This is a genomic window from Nocardiopsis alba DSM 43377 (assembly GCF_000341225.1).
Lineage (GTDB): Bacteria > Actinomycetota > Actinomycetes > Streptosporangiales > Streptosporangiaceae > Nocardiopsis > Nocardiopsis alba.
The window spans coordinates 228,840-244,430 of the sequence record NZ_ANAC01000001.1; the positions used below are offsets into that span (position 1 = coordinate 228,840).

Annotated in this window: 15 protein-coding genes; 9 read left to right on the forward strand and 6 right to left on the reverse strand. The window is 70.5% G+C overall.

The features are described 5' to 3' along the window. Positions 1–41 precede the first annotated feature (41 nt). The 4 genes from D451_RS0100950 (at position 42) to D451_RS0100965 (ending at position 5,949) form a co-directional block, all read left to right on the forward strand. Positions 42–1,976, forward strand: coding sequence for a methylmalonyl-CoA mutase family protein (locus D451_RS0100950; RefSeq protein ID WP_017533094.1), 1,935 nt, complete (start codon positions 42–44; stop codon positions 1,974–1,976). Beyond that, complete coding sequence (gene scpA, locus D451_RS0100955; protein ID WP_014911751.1) at positions 1,973–4,207, forward strand: methylmalonyl-CoA mutase; 2,235 nt, start codon at positions 1,973–1,975, stop codon at positions 4,205–4,207. Before D451_RS0100950 ends, scpA begins: the two co-directional genes overlap by 4 nt. Further along, a complete protein-coding gene (meaB, locus tag D451_RS0100960; protein ID WP_026124721.1) occupies positions 4,204–5,268 on the forward strand; it encodes a methylmalonyl Co-A mutase-associated GTPase MeaB in 1,065 nt (354 codons plus the stop codon). Before scpA ends, meaB begins: the two co-directional genes overlap by 4 nt. Before the next feature lie 309 nt (positions 5,269–5,577). Beyond that, on the forward strand, positions 5,578–5,949 hold the full coding sequence (locus D451_RS0100965; RefSeq protein WP_026124722.1) for an STAS domain-containing protein: 372 nt from the start codon (positions 5,578–5,580) through the stop codon (positions 5,947–5,949). A gap of 145 nt (positions 5,950–6,094) precedes the next feature. Here D451_RS0100965 and D451_RS28745 read toward each other — a convergent pair whose 3' ends face one another. Continuing rightward, positions 6,095–6,637, reverse strand: a complete 543-nt coding sequence (locus D451_RS28745) for a hypothetical protein (RefSeq protein ID WP_026124723.1) — start codon at positions 6,635–6,637, stop codon at positions 6,095–6,097. Beyond that, positions 6,637–6,951, reverse strand: a complete 315-nt coding sequence (locus tag D451_RS0100975) for a hypothetical protein (protein WP_014911351.1) — start codon at positions 6,949–6,951, stop codon at positions 6,637–6,639. The genes D451_RS28745 and D451_RS0100975 overlap by 1 nt, the downstream gene beginning before the upstream one ends. A 110-nt stretch (positions 6,952–7,061) precedes the next feature. Between D451_RS0100975 and D451_RS0100980 the strand changes: the two genes are divergently transcribed. From D451_RS0100980 to D451_RS0100990, 3 genes are all read left to right on the forward strand, one after another. Beyond that, positions 7,062–7,682 carry a hypothetical protein gene (locus D451_RS0100980; protein WP_017533096.1) on the forward strand — a complete coding sequence of 207 codons (621 nt, stop codon included), beginning with the start codon at positions 7,062–7,064 and terminating at the stop codon, positions 7,680–7,682. 67 nt (positions 7,683–7,749) lie between these two features. Then, on the forward strand, positions 7,750–8,331 hold the full coding sequence (locus tag D451_RS0100985) for a GNAT family N-acetyltransferase (protein WP_026124724.1): 582 nt from the start codon (positions 7,750–7,752) through the stop codon (positions 8,329–8,331). Between the two features lie 31 nt (positions 8,332–8,362). Then, positions 8,363–8,830 carry an NUDIX hydrolase gene (locus tag D451_RS0100990; protein ID WP_014913320.1) on the forward strand — a complete coding sequence of 156 codons (468 nt, stop codon included), beginning with the start codon at positions 8,363–8,365 and terminating at the stop codon, positions 8,828–8,830. 88 nt (positions 8,831–8,918) lie between these two features. Here D451_RS0100990 and D451_RS0100995 read toward each other — a convergent pair whose 3' ends face one another. The 3 genes from D451_RS0100995 to D451_RS0101005 all read right to left on the reverse strand — a co-directional run bounded on the left by D451_RS0100995 (position 8,919) and on the right by D451_RS0101005 (position 10,922). Then, entirely contained in the window at positions 8,919–9,179 is a 261-nt protein-coding gene (locus D451_RS0100995; RefSeq protein WP_014910526.1) for a DUF6504 family protein, read from the reverse strand. A 128-nt stretch (positions 9,180–9,307) separates the two neighbouring features. Continuing rightward, positions 9,308–10,150, reverse strand: coding sequence for a M48 family metallopeptidase (locus D451_RS0101000; RefSeq protein WP_017533097.1), 843 nt, complete (start codon positions 10,148–10,150; stop codon positions 9,308–9,310). Between the two features lie 106 nt (positions 10,151–10,256). Further along, a complete protein-coding gene (locus D451_RS0101005) occupies positions 10,257–10,922 on the reverse strand; it encodes a DivIVA domain-containing protein (protein WP_017533098.1) in 666 nt (221 codons plus the stop codon). A 626-nt stretch (positions 10,923–11,548) separates the two neighbouring features. Here D451_RS0101005 and D451_RS0101010 point away from each other — a divergent pair. Beyond that, positions 11,549–12,838 (forward strand): hypothetical protein, encoded by a 1,290-nt coding sequence (locus tag D451_RS0101010; protein ID WP_026124725.1) that lies wholly within the window; start codon positions 11,549–11,551, stop codon positions 12,836–12,838. 102 nt (positions 12,839–12,940) lie between these two features. Here D451_RS0101010 and D451_RS0101015 read toward each other — a convergent pair whose 3' ends face one another. Further along, positions 12,941–13,822 (reverse strand): N-acetylmuramoyl-L-alanine amidase, encoded by an 882-nt coding sequence (locus tag D451_RS0101015; protein WP_017533099.1) that lies wholly within the window; start codon positions 13,820–13,822, stop codon positions 12,941–12,943. A 568-nt stretch (positions 13,823–14,390) separates the two neighbouring features. Here D451_RS0101015 and D451_RS0101020 point away from each other — a divergent pair. Then, complete coding sequence (locus D451_RS0101020) at positions 14,391–15,512, forward strand: hypothetical protein (protein WP_017533100.1); 1,122 nt, start codon at positions 14,391–14,393, stop codon at positions 15,510–15,512. Positions 15,513–15,591: the final 79 nt, after the last annotated feature.

Genomic DNA, 15,591 nt, shown 5'->3' on the forward strand with positions numbered 1-15,591 from the left:
GACGTACCGGAACCGAGCGCGATTCTCTACCATCTCGAAGTATGGACGTCCCAGAGAGCGGGTCCGCCGAGGCCCTCGACCCGGCGGAGGGCTTCGCCCCGGCCACCCGTGAGCGGTGGCGCGAGCTCGTCGCGGGTGTGCTGCGCAAGAGCGGGGTGGCCGAGGAACGGCTCGCCGACACCCCGGAGTCGGTGCTGAACACCCCCACCCTGGACGGGTTCGACATCGAACCCCTCTACACCTCCTCTCCTCCGGCGGCCGATCCCGGCTTTCCCGGGATCGCCCCCTTCACCCGCGGTCACCGGCCCGGCGGCGGGGTCCTGGAGGGATGGGACATCCGGGCCCGGCACACCGACCCCGACCCGGCCGTGCTCCGCCGTCGCGCGCACGACGACCTGATGAACGGTGTGGGATCCCTGTGGATCCACGTGGGCGGAGCGGGGCTGCCGGTCTCCGGCCTGGCCGAGGCCCTCACCGACGTCCACCTGGACCTGGCCCCGGTCGTCCTGAGCGCCGCCGGCCCGCAGGCCCTGGAAGCGGCCACGGCCCTGCTCGGCGTCCACGCCGACGCCGGTGTGCCCGACGGTCGGGTCATCTCCCACCTGGGGCTGGACCCGCTCTCGACGGCGGCCCTGGCCGGGGAACGCCCCGAGGTCGCCGACGCCGCCCGTTTCGCCGCCGAACACGCCGCGCGCTTCGCCCACCTGGGGTTGTTCGTCGCCGACGGCACCCTGGTGCACAATGCGGGCGGGTCGGTCTCCCAGGAGATCGGCGCGGCCGTCGCCGCAGGGACCGCCTACCTGCGGGCGCTCGTCGAAGCCGGGGTCGACGTCGCCGACGCCGCCGGTCGGATCGAGTTCCGGTTGGCCGCCGACGCCGACCAGTTCTCCGTCATCGCCAAGCTTCGCGCCGTCCGCGCCATGTGGAACCAGGTCCTGGAGGCCTCGGGCGTGCCCGCCGACCGTCGGGGGACGCGTGTGCACGCCACCACCTCCGAGGCGATGCTCACCCGCCGCGACCCGCACGTGAACATGCTCCGCGCCACCGTGGCCTGCTTCGCGGCCGGGGTCGGCGGGGCCGACGCGGTCACCGTCGCGCCCTTCGACTCGGCGGTCGGTCGCCCCGACGACTTCGCCCGCCGGATCGCCCGCAACACCCAGTCGATGCTGATCGAGGAGTCCCACCTGGCCAGGGTCATCGACCCGGCGGGCGGCTCCTTCTACGTGGAGTCGCTCACCGCCGACCTCTACCGGACCGGCTGGGAGTTCTTCCGAACCCTGGAACGCGCCGGAGGCATCGCCTCGGTGATCGTGGACGGCACCCTGCTCGCCGAGGTGGACCGGGTGTGGGAGCGCCGTCGTGAGGCCCTGGCGACCCGTGCCGCCCCGCTCACCGGTCTGAGCGAGTTCCCGAACCCGGACGAGACGCCGCTGGAACGCGACCCCGACCCTGTGGCCTCCCCGGCCCCGGTTCCGGGCGGTTTCCCGGTGCGCCGCCGCGGCCGGGACTACGAGGCCCTGCGCGACCGCTCCGACGCCTGGACGGAGCGGACCGGGGACCGGCCCACCGCCTTCCTGGCCACGCTGGGGCCGGTGGCCGCGCACACCGCCCGGGCCTCCTTCGCCACCAACCTCCTGGCCGCCGGTGGGATCGCCGCCGCCACGCCCGGACCGCTGGAGAACGCCGACACGGCGGTGACGGTCTTCGCCGACTCCGGACACCGCGTCGCGGTGATCTGTTCCTCCGACGCCCTCTACGCCGAGCACGCCGAGACGCTCGCCCGTGCCCTGAAGGGCGCGGGGGCCCGCCGGGTGATCCTGGCCGGGGCGCCCCGCGACGCCTACCGCGAGGCCGGCGTGGACTCCTTCGCGTTCAAGGGCGGCGACGCCGTCGCCCTGCTCACCGATCTGCTCGACGTCCTCACCATCGAACCGCCGAGCGTCACGACCGACTCCGTACAGGGGGAGAGCGCATGATCCCCGACTTCTCCGACGTTCCGGCCCGCCCGCCCGCCTTCACCGGCCCGGCCGAGAAGGGCGAGGCCGACTGGCGACGCGCATTGGAGGAGGCGACCGGCAAGGCCGCCGACGCCCTGGAGTGGGAGACCCCCGAAGGGATCGGGGTCAAGCCCCTGTACACACCCGCCGACCGGGCCGGGCTGGACTTCGTGGACGGTCTTCCGGGGATCCCGCCCTACCTGCGCGGCCCCTATCCGACCATGTACGTCAACCAGCCCTGGACGATCCGCCAGTACGCCGGGTTCTCCACGGCGGAGGAGTCCAACGCCTTCTACCGGCGCAACCTGGCCGCCGGACAGAAGGGGCTGTCGGTCGCCTTCGATCTGGCCACCCACCGGGGCTACGACTCCGACCACCCGCGTGTGGCCGGCGACGTCGGCATGGCGGGCGTGGCCATCGACTCCATCTACGACATGCGGCAGTTGTTCGACGGCATCCCGTTGGACCGGATGAGCGTGTCCATGACCATGAACGGCGCCGTGCTGCCGGTTCTGGCCCTGTACATCGTCGCGGCGGAGGAACAGGGCGTTCCCCCCGAGAAGCTGTCGGGGACCATCCAGAACGACATCCTCAAGGAGTTCATGGTCCGCAACACCTACATCTATCCGCCCGAGTCGTCGATGCGGATCATCTCCGACATCTTCGCCTACACCTCTCGGCGGATGCCGCGCTTCAACTCCATCTCGATCTCCGGCTACCACATGCAGGAGGCCGGGGCCACGGCCGACCTGGAGCTGGCCTACACCCTGGCCGACGGGGTCGAGTACATCCGGGCCGGGCAGCGTTCGGGGCTGGACGTGGACGTGTTCGCGCCTCGCCTGTCGTTCTTCTGGGCGATCGGCATGAACTTCTTCATGGAGGTCGCCAAACTGCGGGCCGCCCGCCTGTTGTGGGCGCGGCTGGTCAGGGACCTGGGCGCGGCCAAGGACAAGTCGTTGAGCCTGCGCACCCACTCCCAGACCTCGGGATGGTCGCTGACGGCCCAGGACGTGTTCAACAACGTGGCCCGCACCTGCGTGGAGGCGATGGCCGCCACCCAGGGGCACACCCAGTCGTTGCACACCAACGCCCTCGACGAGGCGCTGGCGCTGCCCACCGACTTCTCCGCCCGCATCGCCCGCAACACCCAGCTGCTGTTGCAGCAGGAGTCGGGCACCACCCGTGTCGTCGACCCTTGGGGCGGCAGCTACTACGTGGAGAGCCTCACCCGGAGCCTGGCGGCCAAGGCGTGGTCGCACATCCAGGAGGTGGAGGCGGCCGGCGGTATGGCCGCGGCGATCGACGCCGGTCTGCCCAAGATGCGGATCGAGGAGGCCGCCGCCCGTACCCAGGCGCGGATCGACTCGGGGCGTCAGCCGGTGATCGGGGTCAACAAGTACCGCCCCGACGGCCTCGACGAGATCGAGGTCCTCAAGGTCGACAACTCCCGTGTGCGGGCCCAGCAGTTGGAGAAGCTGGCCCGTCTGCGCGCCGAACGGGACGAGGAACGGGTGCGTTCGGCCCTGGACGCCCTCACCCGGGCCGCCGAGGGCGAGTCCAGGACCGACGAGGCGCTGACCGGCAACCTGCTGGCGGCCGCCGTCGACGCGGCCCGGGCCAAGGCCACGGTCGGGGAGATCTCCGACGCGATGGAGCGGGTGTTCGGCCGTCACTCCGGTCAGATCCGTACCATCCAGGGTGTGTACAAGGACGAGGCCGCGGGCAACGAGAACGCCGCCGACCTGATGGAGCGGGTGACGCGCCGGGTCGAGGAGTTCGCCGAGGCGGAGGGGCGCAACCCCCGCATCCTGGTGGCGAAGATGGGGCAGGACGGTCACGACCGGGGCCAGAAGGTCATCGCGACCGCGTTCGCGGACCTGGGCTTCGACGTCGACGTGGGTCCGCTCTTCCAGACCCCGGCCGAGGTCGCGGCGCAGGCGGTGGAGGCCGACGTGCACGTGGTCGGGGTGTCCTCGCTGGCCGCGGGGCACCTGACACTGGTGCCCGCGTTGCGCGAGGAGCTGGCCGGGCTGGGCAGGGAGGACATCATGATCGTGGTGGGCGGGGTGATCCCTCCCGGGGACTTCGCCGAGCTGCGCGAGGCCGGGGCGGCGGCGATCTTCCCGCCCGGTACGGTGATCGCCGAGGCCGCCATCGATCTGCTCGACCAGTTGGAGGAGCGGGTGGACCCGGACCTGGAAGGGGAGTGAGCGTGACGGCGCGCAGGAGGCGCTCGGTGGACGTGGACGCCCTGGCCGAGGGGGTCCTGTCCGGGCACCGGCCGACCCTGGCCAGGGCGATCACCCTGGTCGAGTCGCGCAGGCCGGACCACGCGCGCGCCGCCCAGGAACTCCTGGTGCGGTTGCTGCCGCACACCGGCAAGGCCCAGAGGGTGGGGATCACCGGGGTCCCGGGGGTCGGGAAGTCCACCTTCATCGACGCGCTCGGCACCCGGCTCACCTCCAGAGGGCACCGGGTCGCGGTGCTGGCGGTCGATCCCTCCTCGACCCGGACGGGCGGGAGCATCCTCGGGGACAAGACGCGTATGGCGGCCCTGGCGGTGGATCCGAACGCCTTCATCCGACCCTCTCCCACGGCGGGCACTCTGGGAGGGGTGGCCCGGGCGACCCGGGAGACCATGCTGCTGATGGAGGCGGCCGGGTTCGACGTGATCCTGGTGGAGACCGTCGGCGTCGGCCAGTCCGAGGTCACGGTCGCGGCGATGGTCGACTGCTTCCTCTTCCTCACACTGGCCCGCACCGGCGACCAGCTCCAGGGCATCAAGAAGGGCGTCCTGGAACTGGTGGACGTCGTGGCGGTGAACAAGGCCGACGGTCCGCACGCCGCCGACGCGAGGAAGGCCGCCCGGGAACTCTCCCGGGCCCTGCGGCTGCTGCGGCCGGTCCACCCCGAATGGCGTCCTCCCGTGCTGACCTGTAGCGGTATGACCGGGGACGGGTTGGACGAGGTGTGGGACACGGTGGTCGAGCACCGCGCGGTGCTGGAACGCGACGGGTCCCTGGCCGAGCGGCGCAGCGCCCAGGGCGTGGACTGGATGTGGGATCAGGTGCGAGACCGGCTCATGGACACGTTCCTGAGGGACGCGACCGTGGCCGATCTCATCCCCGACATGGAGAGCAGGGTCCGTTCGGGCGATACGACGGCCACACTGGCCGCCGGAGCCTTATTGGATTCCTTCACTCAGAGTGAGGGTCGGCGAGAAGGGCGAAGGGAACGTGAACGCCCTGAAGGAGACACCGGGGACCTCTGAGGAACATCGGACAACGCCGGTTCCGATGTCGTGAAATGACACAGTGTGATCGGGAGATATCGGGCCGCTCGACCGGGGTTCGCGCCCATGAGGCGAAAATTTCTTGTCCGATGGCATTCCCGTGACGGCGGTTCGCTTATACCGTGTGTGTCCAACGACTTACCAGGCCGCACGGGCGCGCAGGCGTTCCCCTCACCGGACCGGCTTCGTGGGAGTGGAGCCGAGCCCGGTAGTCGTTCCCGGTCGGGCTGCGTATGGTTAAGCGAAGGGACCCCTCACCATCGGAACGTGGGGCCGGGAGGAGTGAACGTGCACAGGCTTGGACTGAGCACGCGGGTTGAAAGCCGCAGCGTGATCGTCGCGATCGAGGGAGAACTCGATATCGCGACCGCCGCCGACCTCCAGGAGCACATCAGGGCCACGATCGAGGACCACGGTCCGTGGTTGATCCTGGACCTGTCCACGCTGGACTTCATGGACTCCAGCGGGCTGAACGTCATCATCAACGCCTACAGGACCGTTCGCGAGCAGAACGGATCCCTGTCGTTGGCGGCTCTCAACGAACGCGTCACCAAGGTCGTCCGACTGGTCGGCCTGCACCGTCAGGTACCGGTCCACCAGACCGTCGCCACCGCCGTCGCGGCGATGGAGGCCCTGGAGGCCAAGCGTCAGGCGGGTTGACGCCTCGTCGATCGGCCCCCGAGTCCCCCCACCCCGGGACCGACAGCGGCCCCCGCGTGCCCTTGAGGTCACGGGGGGATAACGGCGTGTCCGGGTGGGGTCGTGCGAAGGACGACCCCACCCGGCGGCACCGCTCTCACGAACGTCACCGACCCGGTGGCGGGTTCTGTCCTGGGCGGGGTCGATGCGGCGGACCTCCGTGCGGCCCCTGAGCGGGCGGTGGCCCCTCGGGGAAGGGAGATCCTTGGGCCGGTGGTCCGGGGGGTCCGCCCTGCCCGGGCGGCGGCCCGTGGCCGGGGCCGTGACCCGGTGTCGGCCACTGAGGGCGCGGAGCCCGGGGGTCCGGCCCGTACGGGGGCCTGCGGCCGGGGGTGCCCGCGGACCTCGGACGGGAGACCTTGCGCAGCGCCACCAGCAGCAGGATCACCGGGAGGCCGTACGTGACCAGGGTCAGGAGGCTTCGTACGACACCGCCCACCGTCAGGGCGGTGATCGGGTCGGTCAGGGCCATGGCCACAGGGGTGATCCCCAGCGACAGCAAGGGGAGCACCATGATCAGGATCGCCGCGGTGCGCACCAGGCCGGCGGCACCGACGGCCCGTCCGGCGAGGACGAGAAGCGTCACCCCCAGCGCGATGGGCAACAGCAGGCCGGTGACCAGGCCGACGGCGGCGTAGGTTCCGAACATCAGCGTCCCTCCCGAACGGACTTGACGACGGCCGCTCCGAGCAGGGCCGGTCCGCCGAGGAGGCAGAGGGAGGCCGCGATGTTGAGGATCAGGTTCAACGCGCCCCCGTCCTGGGACAGGTCGATGATCGCCAGATGCACGGTCAGGGACCGGATCAACTCCATCAGGGCTCCCAGGCAGAACAGGAGGGCACCGGTCAGCGCGGGTCCTCTGCGGCCCGGCGGGGCCAGGGCGGTGAACACCACGAAGGCCACTCCGAGCACGAACAACAGACCGTAGGTGACGAGGGAACTGACGAGCAGGGTGATGAGCATGGGCCTCCCCAGGACGGCGGACCTTCCGACGTTACCCCTGACGCCCTCTCACGTTCTCGCCGGGAGGTCCGGCCGTACGGGCCATGCTCGATTCGAGTAGATTCGTCCGCATGAGCGAACCCGTCCCCCAGGGTGCCGACCGTCCCTTCGACGATCCCGGGCACGTGAAGGCCGTCCGCCGCCGAGGAGGGGCGCTCGGGGCGGGGATCGGCCTCCTCCTGTTCTCCGGGTTCGCCTTCGGTCTTCTCGGCGGAGTCGGCGAGGACCCGTGGTCGGGCCTCCCCATCGGACTGCTCGTCTCGGGGTTCCTCGTGGCCACGGTGCTCGGTGCGGTGGTCGCCGCGCTGTTCCTCCTCTCGGCCCGCCGTCGGCCGCCGTGGTGGGTCGGGGCCACCCTTCTCGAGCGTCGGACGGCGCAACGGGTGCTCTGGACGGGCGAGCTCTCCGGAGCCCTGGAAACGGACCGTCGTGCCCTGCTCTACGCCGCGTCGATCCGAAGGCGCGGACCGTGGCCCCTCGTCCTCCTCGGTCTTCTCATGATCTCGGGGGTGGTGGCGGCGCTCTCGCCGGCCGAGGGGCCCTACGGTGAGCAGGGGTGGTCCACCGCCCCCGCGGGTCTTCTGTGGTTCGCCGGACTCCCGGCCCTCGGTGGGGCCTTCGTCCTGGTGATGGGCGCACGTGAACTCCGACGGGCGCGGACCCTTCTGGAACGCCACGGGGACGGGGCCTGAGTTCCTCCCCGGGACGCGGAGGGAAAACCCGTTGTCCCCGGTCGGGCACGCTGCTTGAATGCGATCCATGATCCCCGTCGACGCCCTTCGCGACCAGCCCGTTCTTCTCGGACGCGGTGTCCGCCTCGTCCCTCTCGACGCCGACAACGCCGATCCCTTCATCGCCTCGCTTCTCGACATGGATCCCGAGGTCCGGCGGATGACCGGCACCCACAAGCGGTTCACCGAGGAGGAGCTGCGCGCCTTCGCCGCGAGCAGGCCGGACCGGCACGACCGGGCCGACTGGCTGATCCACGACCGTGACACCGGGGCCTACGTCGGTGAGTGCGCGCTCATCGACCTGGACCCCGACAACGCCGAGATGCACTACCGGATCTCTCTGAACGGTCTCGCCGTCACGGGGAAGGGGTACGGCACCGCCGCCACCGACGCGGTCCTGGAGTACGCCTTCGAGACGGTCGGACTGCACCGGGTCGCGCTGGAGGTGTTCGACTTCAACACCCGCGCGCGGCGCTCCTACGAGAAGTCGGGGTTCGTACGCGAGGGCGTCTGGCGCGGGCACCTGAGGTGGGACGGCGCGTGGCACGACGCGATCCTGATGTCGATCCTCGACGACGAGTACCGGGCCTCGCGCGCGGCGCGGGGCTGAGACCGGCCCCTTCCGGCGCTACCGTCGGAGCATGGTTCCCGACTTTCTCCTGCGGTTGCGCGAACACGTGGGTCACGGCCTTCTGCCCCTGGTGGGCGTGACCGCCGTGGTGCTCGACGACGACGGCGCGGTGTTGCTGCACCGGCGCTCGGACGACGGCCGCTGGGCCACCCCCGGAGGCATTCTCGAACCGGGGGAACAGCCGGCTCGGGCCGTGGTCCGGGAGGTCCGCGAGGAGACCGGGGTGGAGGTGCGGGTGGAGCGATTGGCCACCGTGATCGCGCAGGAGCCGTACACCTACCCCAACGGCGACCGGGTGCAGTTCCTCGATCTGGCCTTCCGCTGCCGGCCGATCGGAGGTGAGCCCAGGGTCGACGGGGACGAGAGTCTGGAAGTGGCCTGGTTCGCCCCGGAGGAGATGCCGCGGATGGCCGAGCGCATCCTCGAACGGATCCGTCACGCGCGTGAGCGCGAAGGGGCGCCCTACTTCCCGCTCTGAGCCTTCTCGGCGCCGAGGGCGTGGTCTCGGGGACGGAGGTCGACGCCCGTCGGAAACGTTCCGACGGGCGCCCATCGCGGTCGTGCGGTCAGTTCCACTGCCGACGCATCGTCCAACGGTCCGAGGCGTCGTCCCGGGAGATGTCGATGATGCTCGGCTCGCCCGACTCCGACTCCGCGGAGACTCGGAGCAGATGTATTCGAGTGGCCGGTACCCCGGGGGCCTCGGCGCGGGCGGGCCAGTCGCCGATGATTCTGCGCACCCGGAAGGTGTGTCCTCGCCAGATGAACTGCGCGGGGTTCCCACCATCGGTGGAACGTACGTCGATCTGTTCGTTCAGAAGACTCACTATGACAGCCTATCGAACACGTGTTCGAGAGAGTCGACTCTCTCGGAGGGTCGCGAACACCCTAGGGGTACGAGGGCGCGGAGCGCAGTTCGGCGCGCGGGAGGAAGGGGGCGGATCGGTCGAACGGTTCAGAGGAACACGCGGCCGCGCCGGCCCCGGTCCCGTAGGGCGGCCATGCGCCTGACGTTGCTCGGTCGCCGGGAGAGCAGGTGGTAGAGGGAGAGCGACACGCCGCGCTCGCCGGTGGCCCTGGCGGCCATCTCGCCCAGGTTCACCCGGGTGTACAGCTCGGCGCCGCCCGCGAACAGACGTACCGCGTGGGCGCCCTCGGGGGCCTGCGCCAGCGCGTGGTCGTCGGCCGTGTACTCGCGGACCCGGGCCAGCGCCGCGCCCAGGCCGGGGACGAGCTCGGCCCCCAGGGTCGCCAGGCGCTGCCAGTAGCCCGTGTGGCCCGCGGCGATGTGCCCGATCTGGTGGGCGACCAGGAAGGCCAGGGCGTCCGGGTCGCGGAGCCGCCCCTCTCCGTCGAACATCGCGCCGGGCAGGATCAGATAACGGCGCAGCCCGTGCGCCGCCGCGTCGAGGCTCGCCGAGGGCGTACCGATCCTGACGTAGGCCTCCGGAGCCCGGGTCAGACCGGTCTCGGCGGACAGGGTCATGACGAGACGGTAGGCCTCGGGGAACTGGGTGGGGGAGATCCGCACCGACTCGGCGCGTTCTCGCGCGTACCTGAGCCCGCGCGCCCACCAGCACCCCAGAGGCACCGACACCGCGAGGATCGGGATCCACGGGGAGGTGCCGGACACCGTCCACAGAAGGCGGAGCAGAACGGCGGCCAGGAGCAGCGACACCAGTACGCACAGGAGGAACAAGGGTCTCTCCCAGGGATGCCCGGGAGGCGGGACGATCTCCGCGTCCGTGTCCTCGATGTACGCGTCCCGGATGTACCCGTGCGGGCGAGTGTGCGTCATGCTGCTCCCCTCGGGCCACCGGAGGCGTGGGATGGCTACTCTCTGTGCCTAAATATTACTTTCTGCTTCCCTTTTCGCGGGGTGATGGCGCCGGCGTGTTCCCGGTTCAGGGGTGCTCGTAGCGGCGCAGCTCGTCGGCGAGCGCGTCCAGGAACCGGTCGACCTGCGCGGGGTCGTATCCGGGGCGGGCGCGGGTCGTGGTGAACTGCACCCGCTCCACCTCGGCCGAGGTCAGGGTGGCCCGGTCGGTTCTGCCCTGGAGGAGGACCCCCAGGGTGTGCTCGGCGCGGTCCAGGAAGTCGTCCACCTCCTGCTCGTTGTAGCCGGTGGTCAGGCGGGTGGTGGCGAACCGTGAGTTGCGGATGTCCTCCGGGGTCATCCGGGGGGTCGCGCCGGGCGCTCCATGGGCTCCGGGAAGGCCGGGCGGCATGGGGTGTCCCGGCACGCTCTGGCCGGGGCGCGGCGGCAGCGGGGGCGGTACGACCTGGCCCAGACCGCGGCCGGCGAGTTCGGCGGCGACGACGTCGAGGAAGTCGTCGACCTCGTCCTCTCGGTATCCCGGACTCATGCGGGTGGTGCGGAAGCGGGAGTTGCGGATCTCCTCGGCGGTGATCAGGGCACCGCGGCGCGGACCGCCCTCCAGGGCGATGAGGGTCTCCTCGATGCGGTCGAGGAGGGCGTCCACGTCCTCCTCGTTGTAACCCGGGCGTAGACGCACCGTGTGGAACTTCTTGTTGCGGATGTCCGCCGGTGTCAGAGGCATGGTCCCCATTGTGCAGTTCATGAGGTTCGAAGGGGTGTCGTCACGGGCTCATCCGTGACGCGATTTCGTGGAGGCCGGGCGTGGAGGGGGTGGGCCGGGCCCCGACATGAGGTTCACGGTGTGTCCCGCGCCACGGTGAGGCCCGTCCGTGGCCGACTTCGGACAGGCGGTCGGTATCCGTTCGCGATGACCTCGGAACGGTGGCCGTGAAGCGCTCTCCACCTGCGCGTCTTCCTTATAAGACGCATGTATCCGAGTTCGGTTTACCTTGATCGAAAAGAATGACGGAATCCATTAGTATCGATTACTCATGGTCGCGAAAGCCATTCTCTGTGATTCTTTCGATACATCCGATTCGGGTTATTCGACCCGGCGGCCGTGTACTGTTGCGGTCAGGCGGTCGAAGAGAGGAATCGGCCCCCGGCCCTTTCACTCGGTGGAACGCACTCGGTGGAACGCGGCCGTTGCGGCCACTTCATCGCCCCGATCCTCGGGCCTTCGCGCTCTAGAGGACGTCCCCCACAAACGCCCCTGGCCATGATCTTCGAGAACTCCCGCACCTCGTGAAATTCTGCGGCAACGACCGCGGCCAGGACCGGAAGCATTCGATTCCGGATGACTCGAAGAGGATTCTCGTGAAGAACTCTCCCCGAATCCATGCTCGCCGCGTGCTCCAAGGCGGCGCGGCCTTCGTCGCCTTCGGCGCCCTCGGCCTCGCCTCGGCCATGCCGGCCCACGCCGACACCTATGGCTGGGGTTACGCCTCCGCTCTCGGTGGTGGCGATGGGACCGTCGCGCAGACGCCCATCACCCAGGGCGACTCGGTCTCCGAGTCGTTCTCGACCGGTATCGGCGACTGGCTGACGGTCCAGGGCACCACCACCGCCAAGGTCGACGCCCAGGGCGCCAGCGCCACCACGGTCATCGATCGGGCCGACATCCTCATCACCGTCGAGAACATCGAGGACATCCTCGACCCCGAGGATGACGAGGATGACGACGACGAGGACGAGCCCGAGGACGACACCGAGGACGACGACACCGACGAGGACGGTGACGACGAGTCCGAGGACGAGGACCCGGACCAGGGAGAGGACGACGGCTCCCAGGGTGGTGACGAGGGCGGCTCCGAGGGCGAGAACGGCTCCGGTGGCGGCGAGGACGGCACCGGCACCGTTCCCGGCGACGGGGGCGAGAACGGCTCCGGTGGCGGCGAGGCCCCGAACGAGAACGTCGAGGACGACGACGAAGGCCTCCCCGGCTCCGGCGAGGAGTCCCCGGGCGGGGACGACGAGGAGAAGGTCACCACCGACTCCGCCGACGTCATCGTGCTGGACGAGGAGAACTCCGACCTCGTCGACGGTTCCTCCACCGTCATCATCGAGGGCACCATCACCGGCATCAGCGTCACCACCACCCAGAGCTGGGACGGCGAGGTCACCCACAACGTCGACGCGGGCAGGTTCGACACGGCCCCGGTCCTCTACTCCTCCGAGGACGGCGACGAGGTCGAGCTGACCCTCCAGCCGGCCGTCAGCGAGGGCGTCGTCACGACCGAGGCCGGAGGCTTCGTCTGGAACGACGCCTACACCCTCCTGTACATGAACTTCCTCATCGACGACGAGTTCATCAACGGCTATTCGATCGCCGAGAGCTTCGCGGGCATCACCACCGGCGTGATCGACGACGGTCAGGGCGGCGAGGGTGGCGAGGGCGGCGACACCTCCAAGACCCCGACCGGCGACCGTGACCCGAGCACGCTGCCCAAGACCGAGGCGCGCGGCTCGGAGCCGCTGGCCCAGACCGGTACCCCGCTGCTCGGCCTGATCGCCGCCGGTGCCGCGATCACCGCCGGCGGTGGCGCCGCCGCCTTCCTGGCCCGCCGTAAGAAGAACACCGAGGCCGTCGCGACCGACGAGGGCTGATCCGAACCGTCGTCGACGGGGCCGTGAGACGCCGATCGACACCGAGACGGTGAAGGGCCCCGGGGAGATCTCCCCGGGGCCCTCGCGCGTTCTCGATACCCGTCAGCCGCGCATCAGGTAGGCGGCCATGCCTCGGGCGATGGCGTCGGCGGCCCGCTCCCGCCACTCGGGGTCCTCCAGCAGAGCGGCGTCCTCCGGGTTGCGCATGTTCCCGGCCTCGAGGAACACCTTCGGCACGGTGGACAGGTTCAGCCCGCCCAGGTCGGTGCGCTCGTCCAGGCCCTCATCGGCGAGGTAGTCCGCGTAGGGGACGTCGCCGCCCTCCAGGTATTCGCGACGGATGTCCTCGGCCAGCAGGGCCGAGGGCTCCACGATCTCCTCGGTGAGCCCCGGGATCTCTCCGGGGGTGATGATGTGGAAGCCGCGCCCCGACTCGGGGCCGCCGTCGGCGTGGATGGACAGGGCGGCGTCGGCCTCGTTCTCGTTGCCGATCTCGGCCCGCTCGTCGACACAGGGGCCGACGCCCTCGTTGTCCTCCCGTGTGAGGATCACCGTCACCCCGTCCGCCTCCAGACGCTCCTTGACGAGGAGGGACAGGTCCCAGTTGAACTCGTGTTCGGCGTAGCCGTTCACGCTCTCGGCGCCCACGGTGTCGCAGGCCTTCTCCCCGTTGCCGGCGGGGACCTGGGCGTTGATCTCGCTCGGGGCATCGGCGTTGCCGCCGTTGTGGCCGGGGTCGATCACCACGACCCGGTCTCCCAGGGGGCCGTCGCCCCGGGGCACGGAGGAGTCCTCTCCGCCGTCGGCGCCGTCTCCTCCGCCCTCGCCGTCCTCGGGGCCGGGGAGGGGAGGGGCGGCCGTGGGGTCGCCGTTCGGGGCGCCGCCCGGCGCGGAGCAGGCCGTGGTCCACAGCGCCGCGAGTGCGAGCAGGGTCAGGGCGCGAACGGCGCGGCTCGGGCGCCCTGAGGGTGTGGAGTCGAGCATGTTCCACAACCTAGCCGTTGGACACGACCCCGCCGTACCTACACGAAGGCGGAGAAAACGCACATGTAGAACAGTCGACCGGGGGGTGGGGGCGTGAAATCGCCCTGATCGGCGGTGGACGTTCCGTGCTCGTCCTCCCTTTCCGTGATGTTCGGGACGGTGTCGGAGAGTGGCCCACGAAGGGTGCGGTCTCGGGCATCACCACGACTCGTCCGTACTGTCCGTACGGACCATCTGTGCTGCTGGGAAAGCAGGGACTGGTGGGGAGAGAGGGGCAACTCTCCGCAGGTCACAGGGATCATCGAAGAGAAAAGGTCGCGCTGGGCGACAGGGCCGCCGCCTCCGGAACGGTTTCCGTTTTGTGATCAAGGCGTTAGGCTCGACGTGTGGATCGCTCTGCGCACGGCGTCCCACACGATCGGTACCCGATCGGTCCGAGGACCGCTCCCGAACCATGAACACCGCGCCCGACCGACCCGATCGGTCGGAACACCCCGCGCCGTCGTCTCCGCGCCGGACGGGGCCGACCCCGCGGTCGGGCATCCCCCAGACACAACAGGAGTATGTGGTGACTCCCGCCGAACCATCCTTCCTCCGCCGTCTCCTCACCGGCGGAACCCTCCTCGTGGCGTTGGGTGCGCTCGGCGCGGTCTCCGTTCCCCACCAGGCCTCGGCCACCTCGCTCGTTCAGGCCGACGCACGTGCCTGGGTCGCCGACGGAGACCTGGTCACCGGCTACTCCGCCATGACCGGTTTCGGTGACGACGGCGAGGACCGGGCCGGCTCCGAGACCCTTCGCGGGCCGCTCGCCCGCTACGCCCGGATCCAGGGTGAGAGTCTCAGCGAGGTCGACCGGGAGTCCGGCGCGAGCGCCTGGTCTCGGGTCGACACGGCCGAGGTCCGCCTCGACGTCCCCGCCCTCGTCGCGCTCGGCATGATCGACCTGCCCGGGGTCCCCCTCGAAACGCCCGAGCCCCCCGCGGGCGCGGAGGATACCGCGCCCGCGGAGGAGCGAGGGACGGGCGAGCCCCCCGGCGCCACCTCCACGCCCCCTTCCGAGTCGGAGCCGGAAGGGGAGGAACCTCTCATCCTGGGCGAGAACGAGACCACGAACGTGCTCGCCGACGACAACGCGGTGGAGTTCACCGTGGCCGACGTGTACAGCAGTGCCGACGCCCGCTACGACGGGCGGACCCGCGCGGACCTGGAGTACGGGGAGTTGACGGCGTTCGGTCGAACGGTGCCCGACTTCGAGGATGAGTACGTGGCGGAGGAGGTCCTGGAGGTCTTCGACAAGAACGGTCGTGTGGTCGAGGAGGTCCCCGTCAGCGTCCGTTTCCTCCCGGACGAGGCCTCCTTCGACGACGAGCATGAGAAGGGCCGGGGGGAGGGGATCCGCTCCTCGCTCACCGTGTCGGTCCAGGTGGGGGACCCCGAGGACGAGAACGGGTTCGTGGTCGATTTCGCCGAGACCCGGGCGAGCGGCTTCGGCCGCGATGGCGTGTCGGGCGAGGAAGGGGTCGAGGAGGCCGGCGGACGGGAGGCCGCGTCGCCGCATCTGCTCGCGACCACGGGGGGTTCGATCGCGGCGCTGGTCACCGCGGCGGCGGTGACGGTCGGTGGTGGGACGGCCGCCACGTTCCTGGCGCGTAAGCGGACCACCGCGTTGGACGACCGGATCGAGGACTGAGCGGCGGTCCTTCCGGGCTCCGTGGTGCCGATCCGCCCGGGCGTGTTCCGGACAGAGGTGGTCCCTGGTTTCCGGTCAA

Coding starts and splice junctions, on each gene's coding strand:
- D451_RS0101005 (WP_017533098.1), bottom strand. CDS start 10,922: ATGGGGACCATGCCTCTGACACCGGCGGACATCCGCAACAAGAAGTTC.
- scpA (WP_014911751.1), top strand. CDS start 1,973: ATGATCCCCGACTTCTCCGACGTTCCGGCCCGCCCGCCCGCCTTCACC.
- D451_RS0100990 (WP_014913320.1), top strand. CDS start 8,363: ATGGTTCCCGACTTTCTCCTGCGGTTGCGCGAACACGTGGGTCACGGC.
- D451_RS0101015 (WP_017533099.1), bottom strand. CDS start 13,822: ATGCTCGACTCCACACCCTCAGGGCGCCCGAGCCGCGCCGTTCGCGCC.
- D451_RS28745 (WP_026124723.1), bottom strand. CDS start 6,637: ATGTTCGGAACCTACGCCGCCGTCGGCCTGGTCACCGGCCTGCTGTTG.
- D451_RS0100950 (WP_017533094.1), top strand. CDS start 42: ATGGACGTCCCAGAGAGCGGGTCCGCCGAGGCCCTCGACCCGGCGGAG.
- D451_RS0101000 (WP_017533097.1), bottom strand. CDS start 10,150: ATGACGCACACTCGCCCGCACGGGTACATCCGGGACGCGTACATCGAG.
- D451_RS0100975 (WP_014911351.1), bottom strand. CDS start 6,951: ATGCTCATCACCCTGCTCGTCAGTTCCCTCGTCACCTACGGTCTGTTG.
- D451_RS0100980 (WP_017533096.1), top strand. CDS start 7,062: ATGAGCGAACCCGTCCCCCAGGGTGCCGACCGTCCCTTCGACGATCCC.
- D451_RS0100985 (WP_026124724.1), top strand. CDS start 7,750: ATGATCCCCGTCGACGCCCTTCGCGACCAGCCCGTTCTTCTCGGACGC.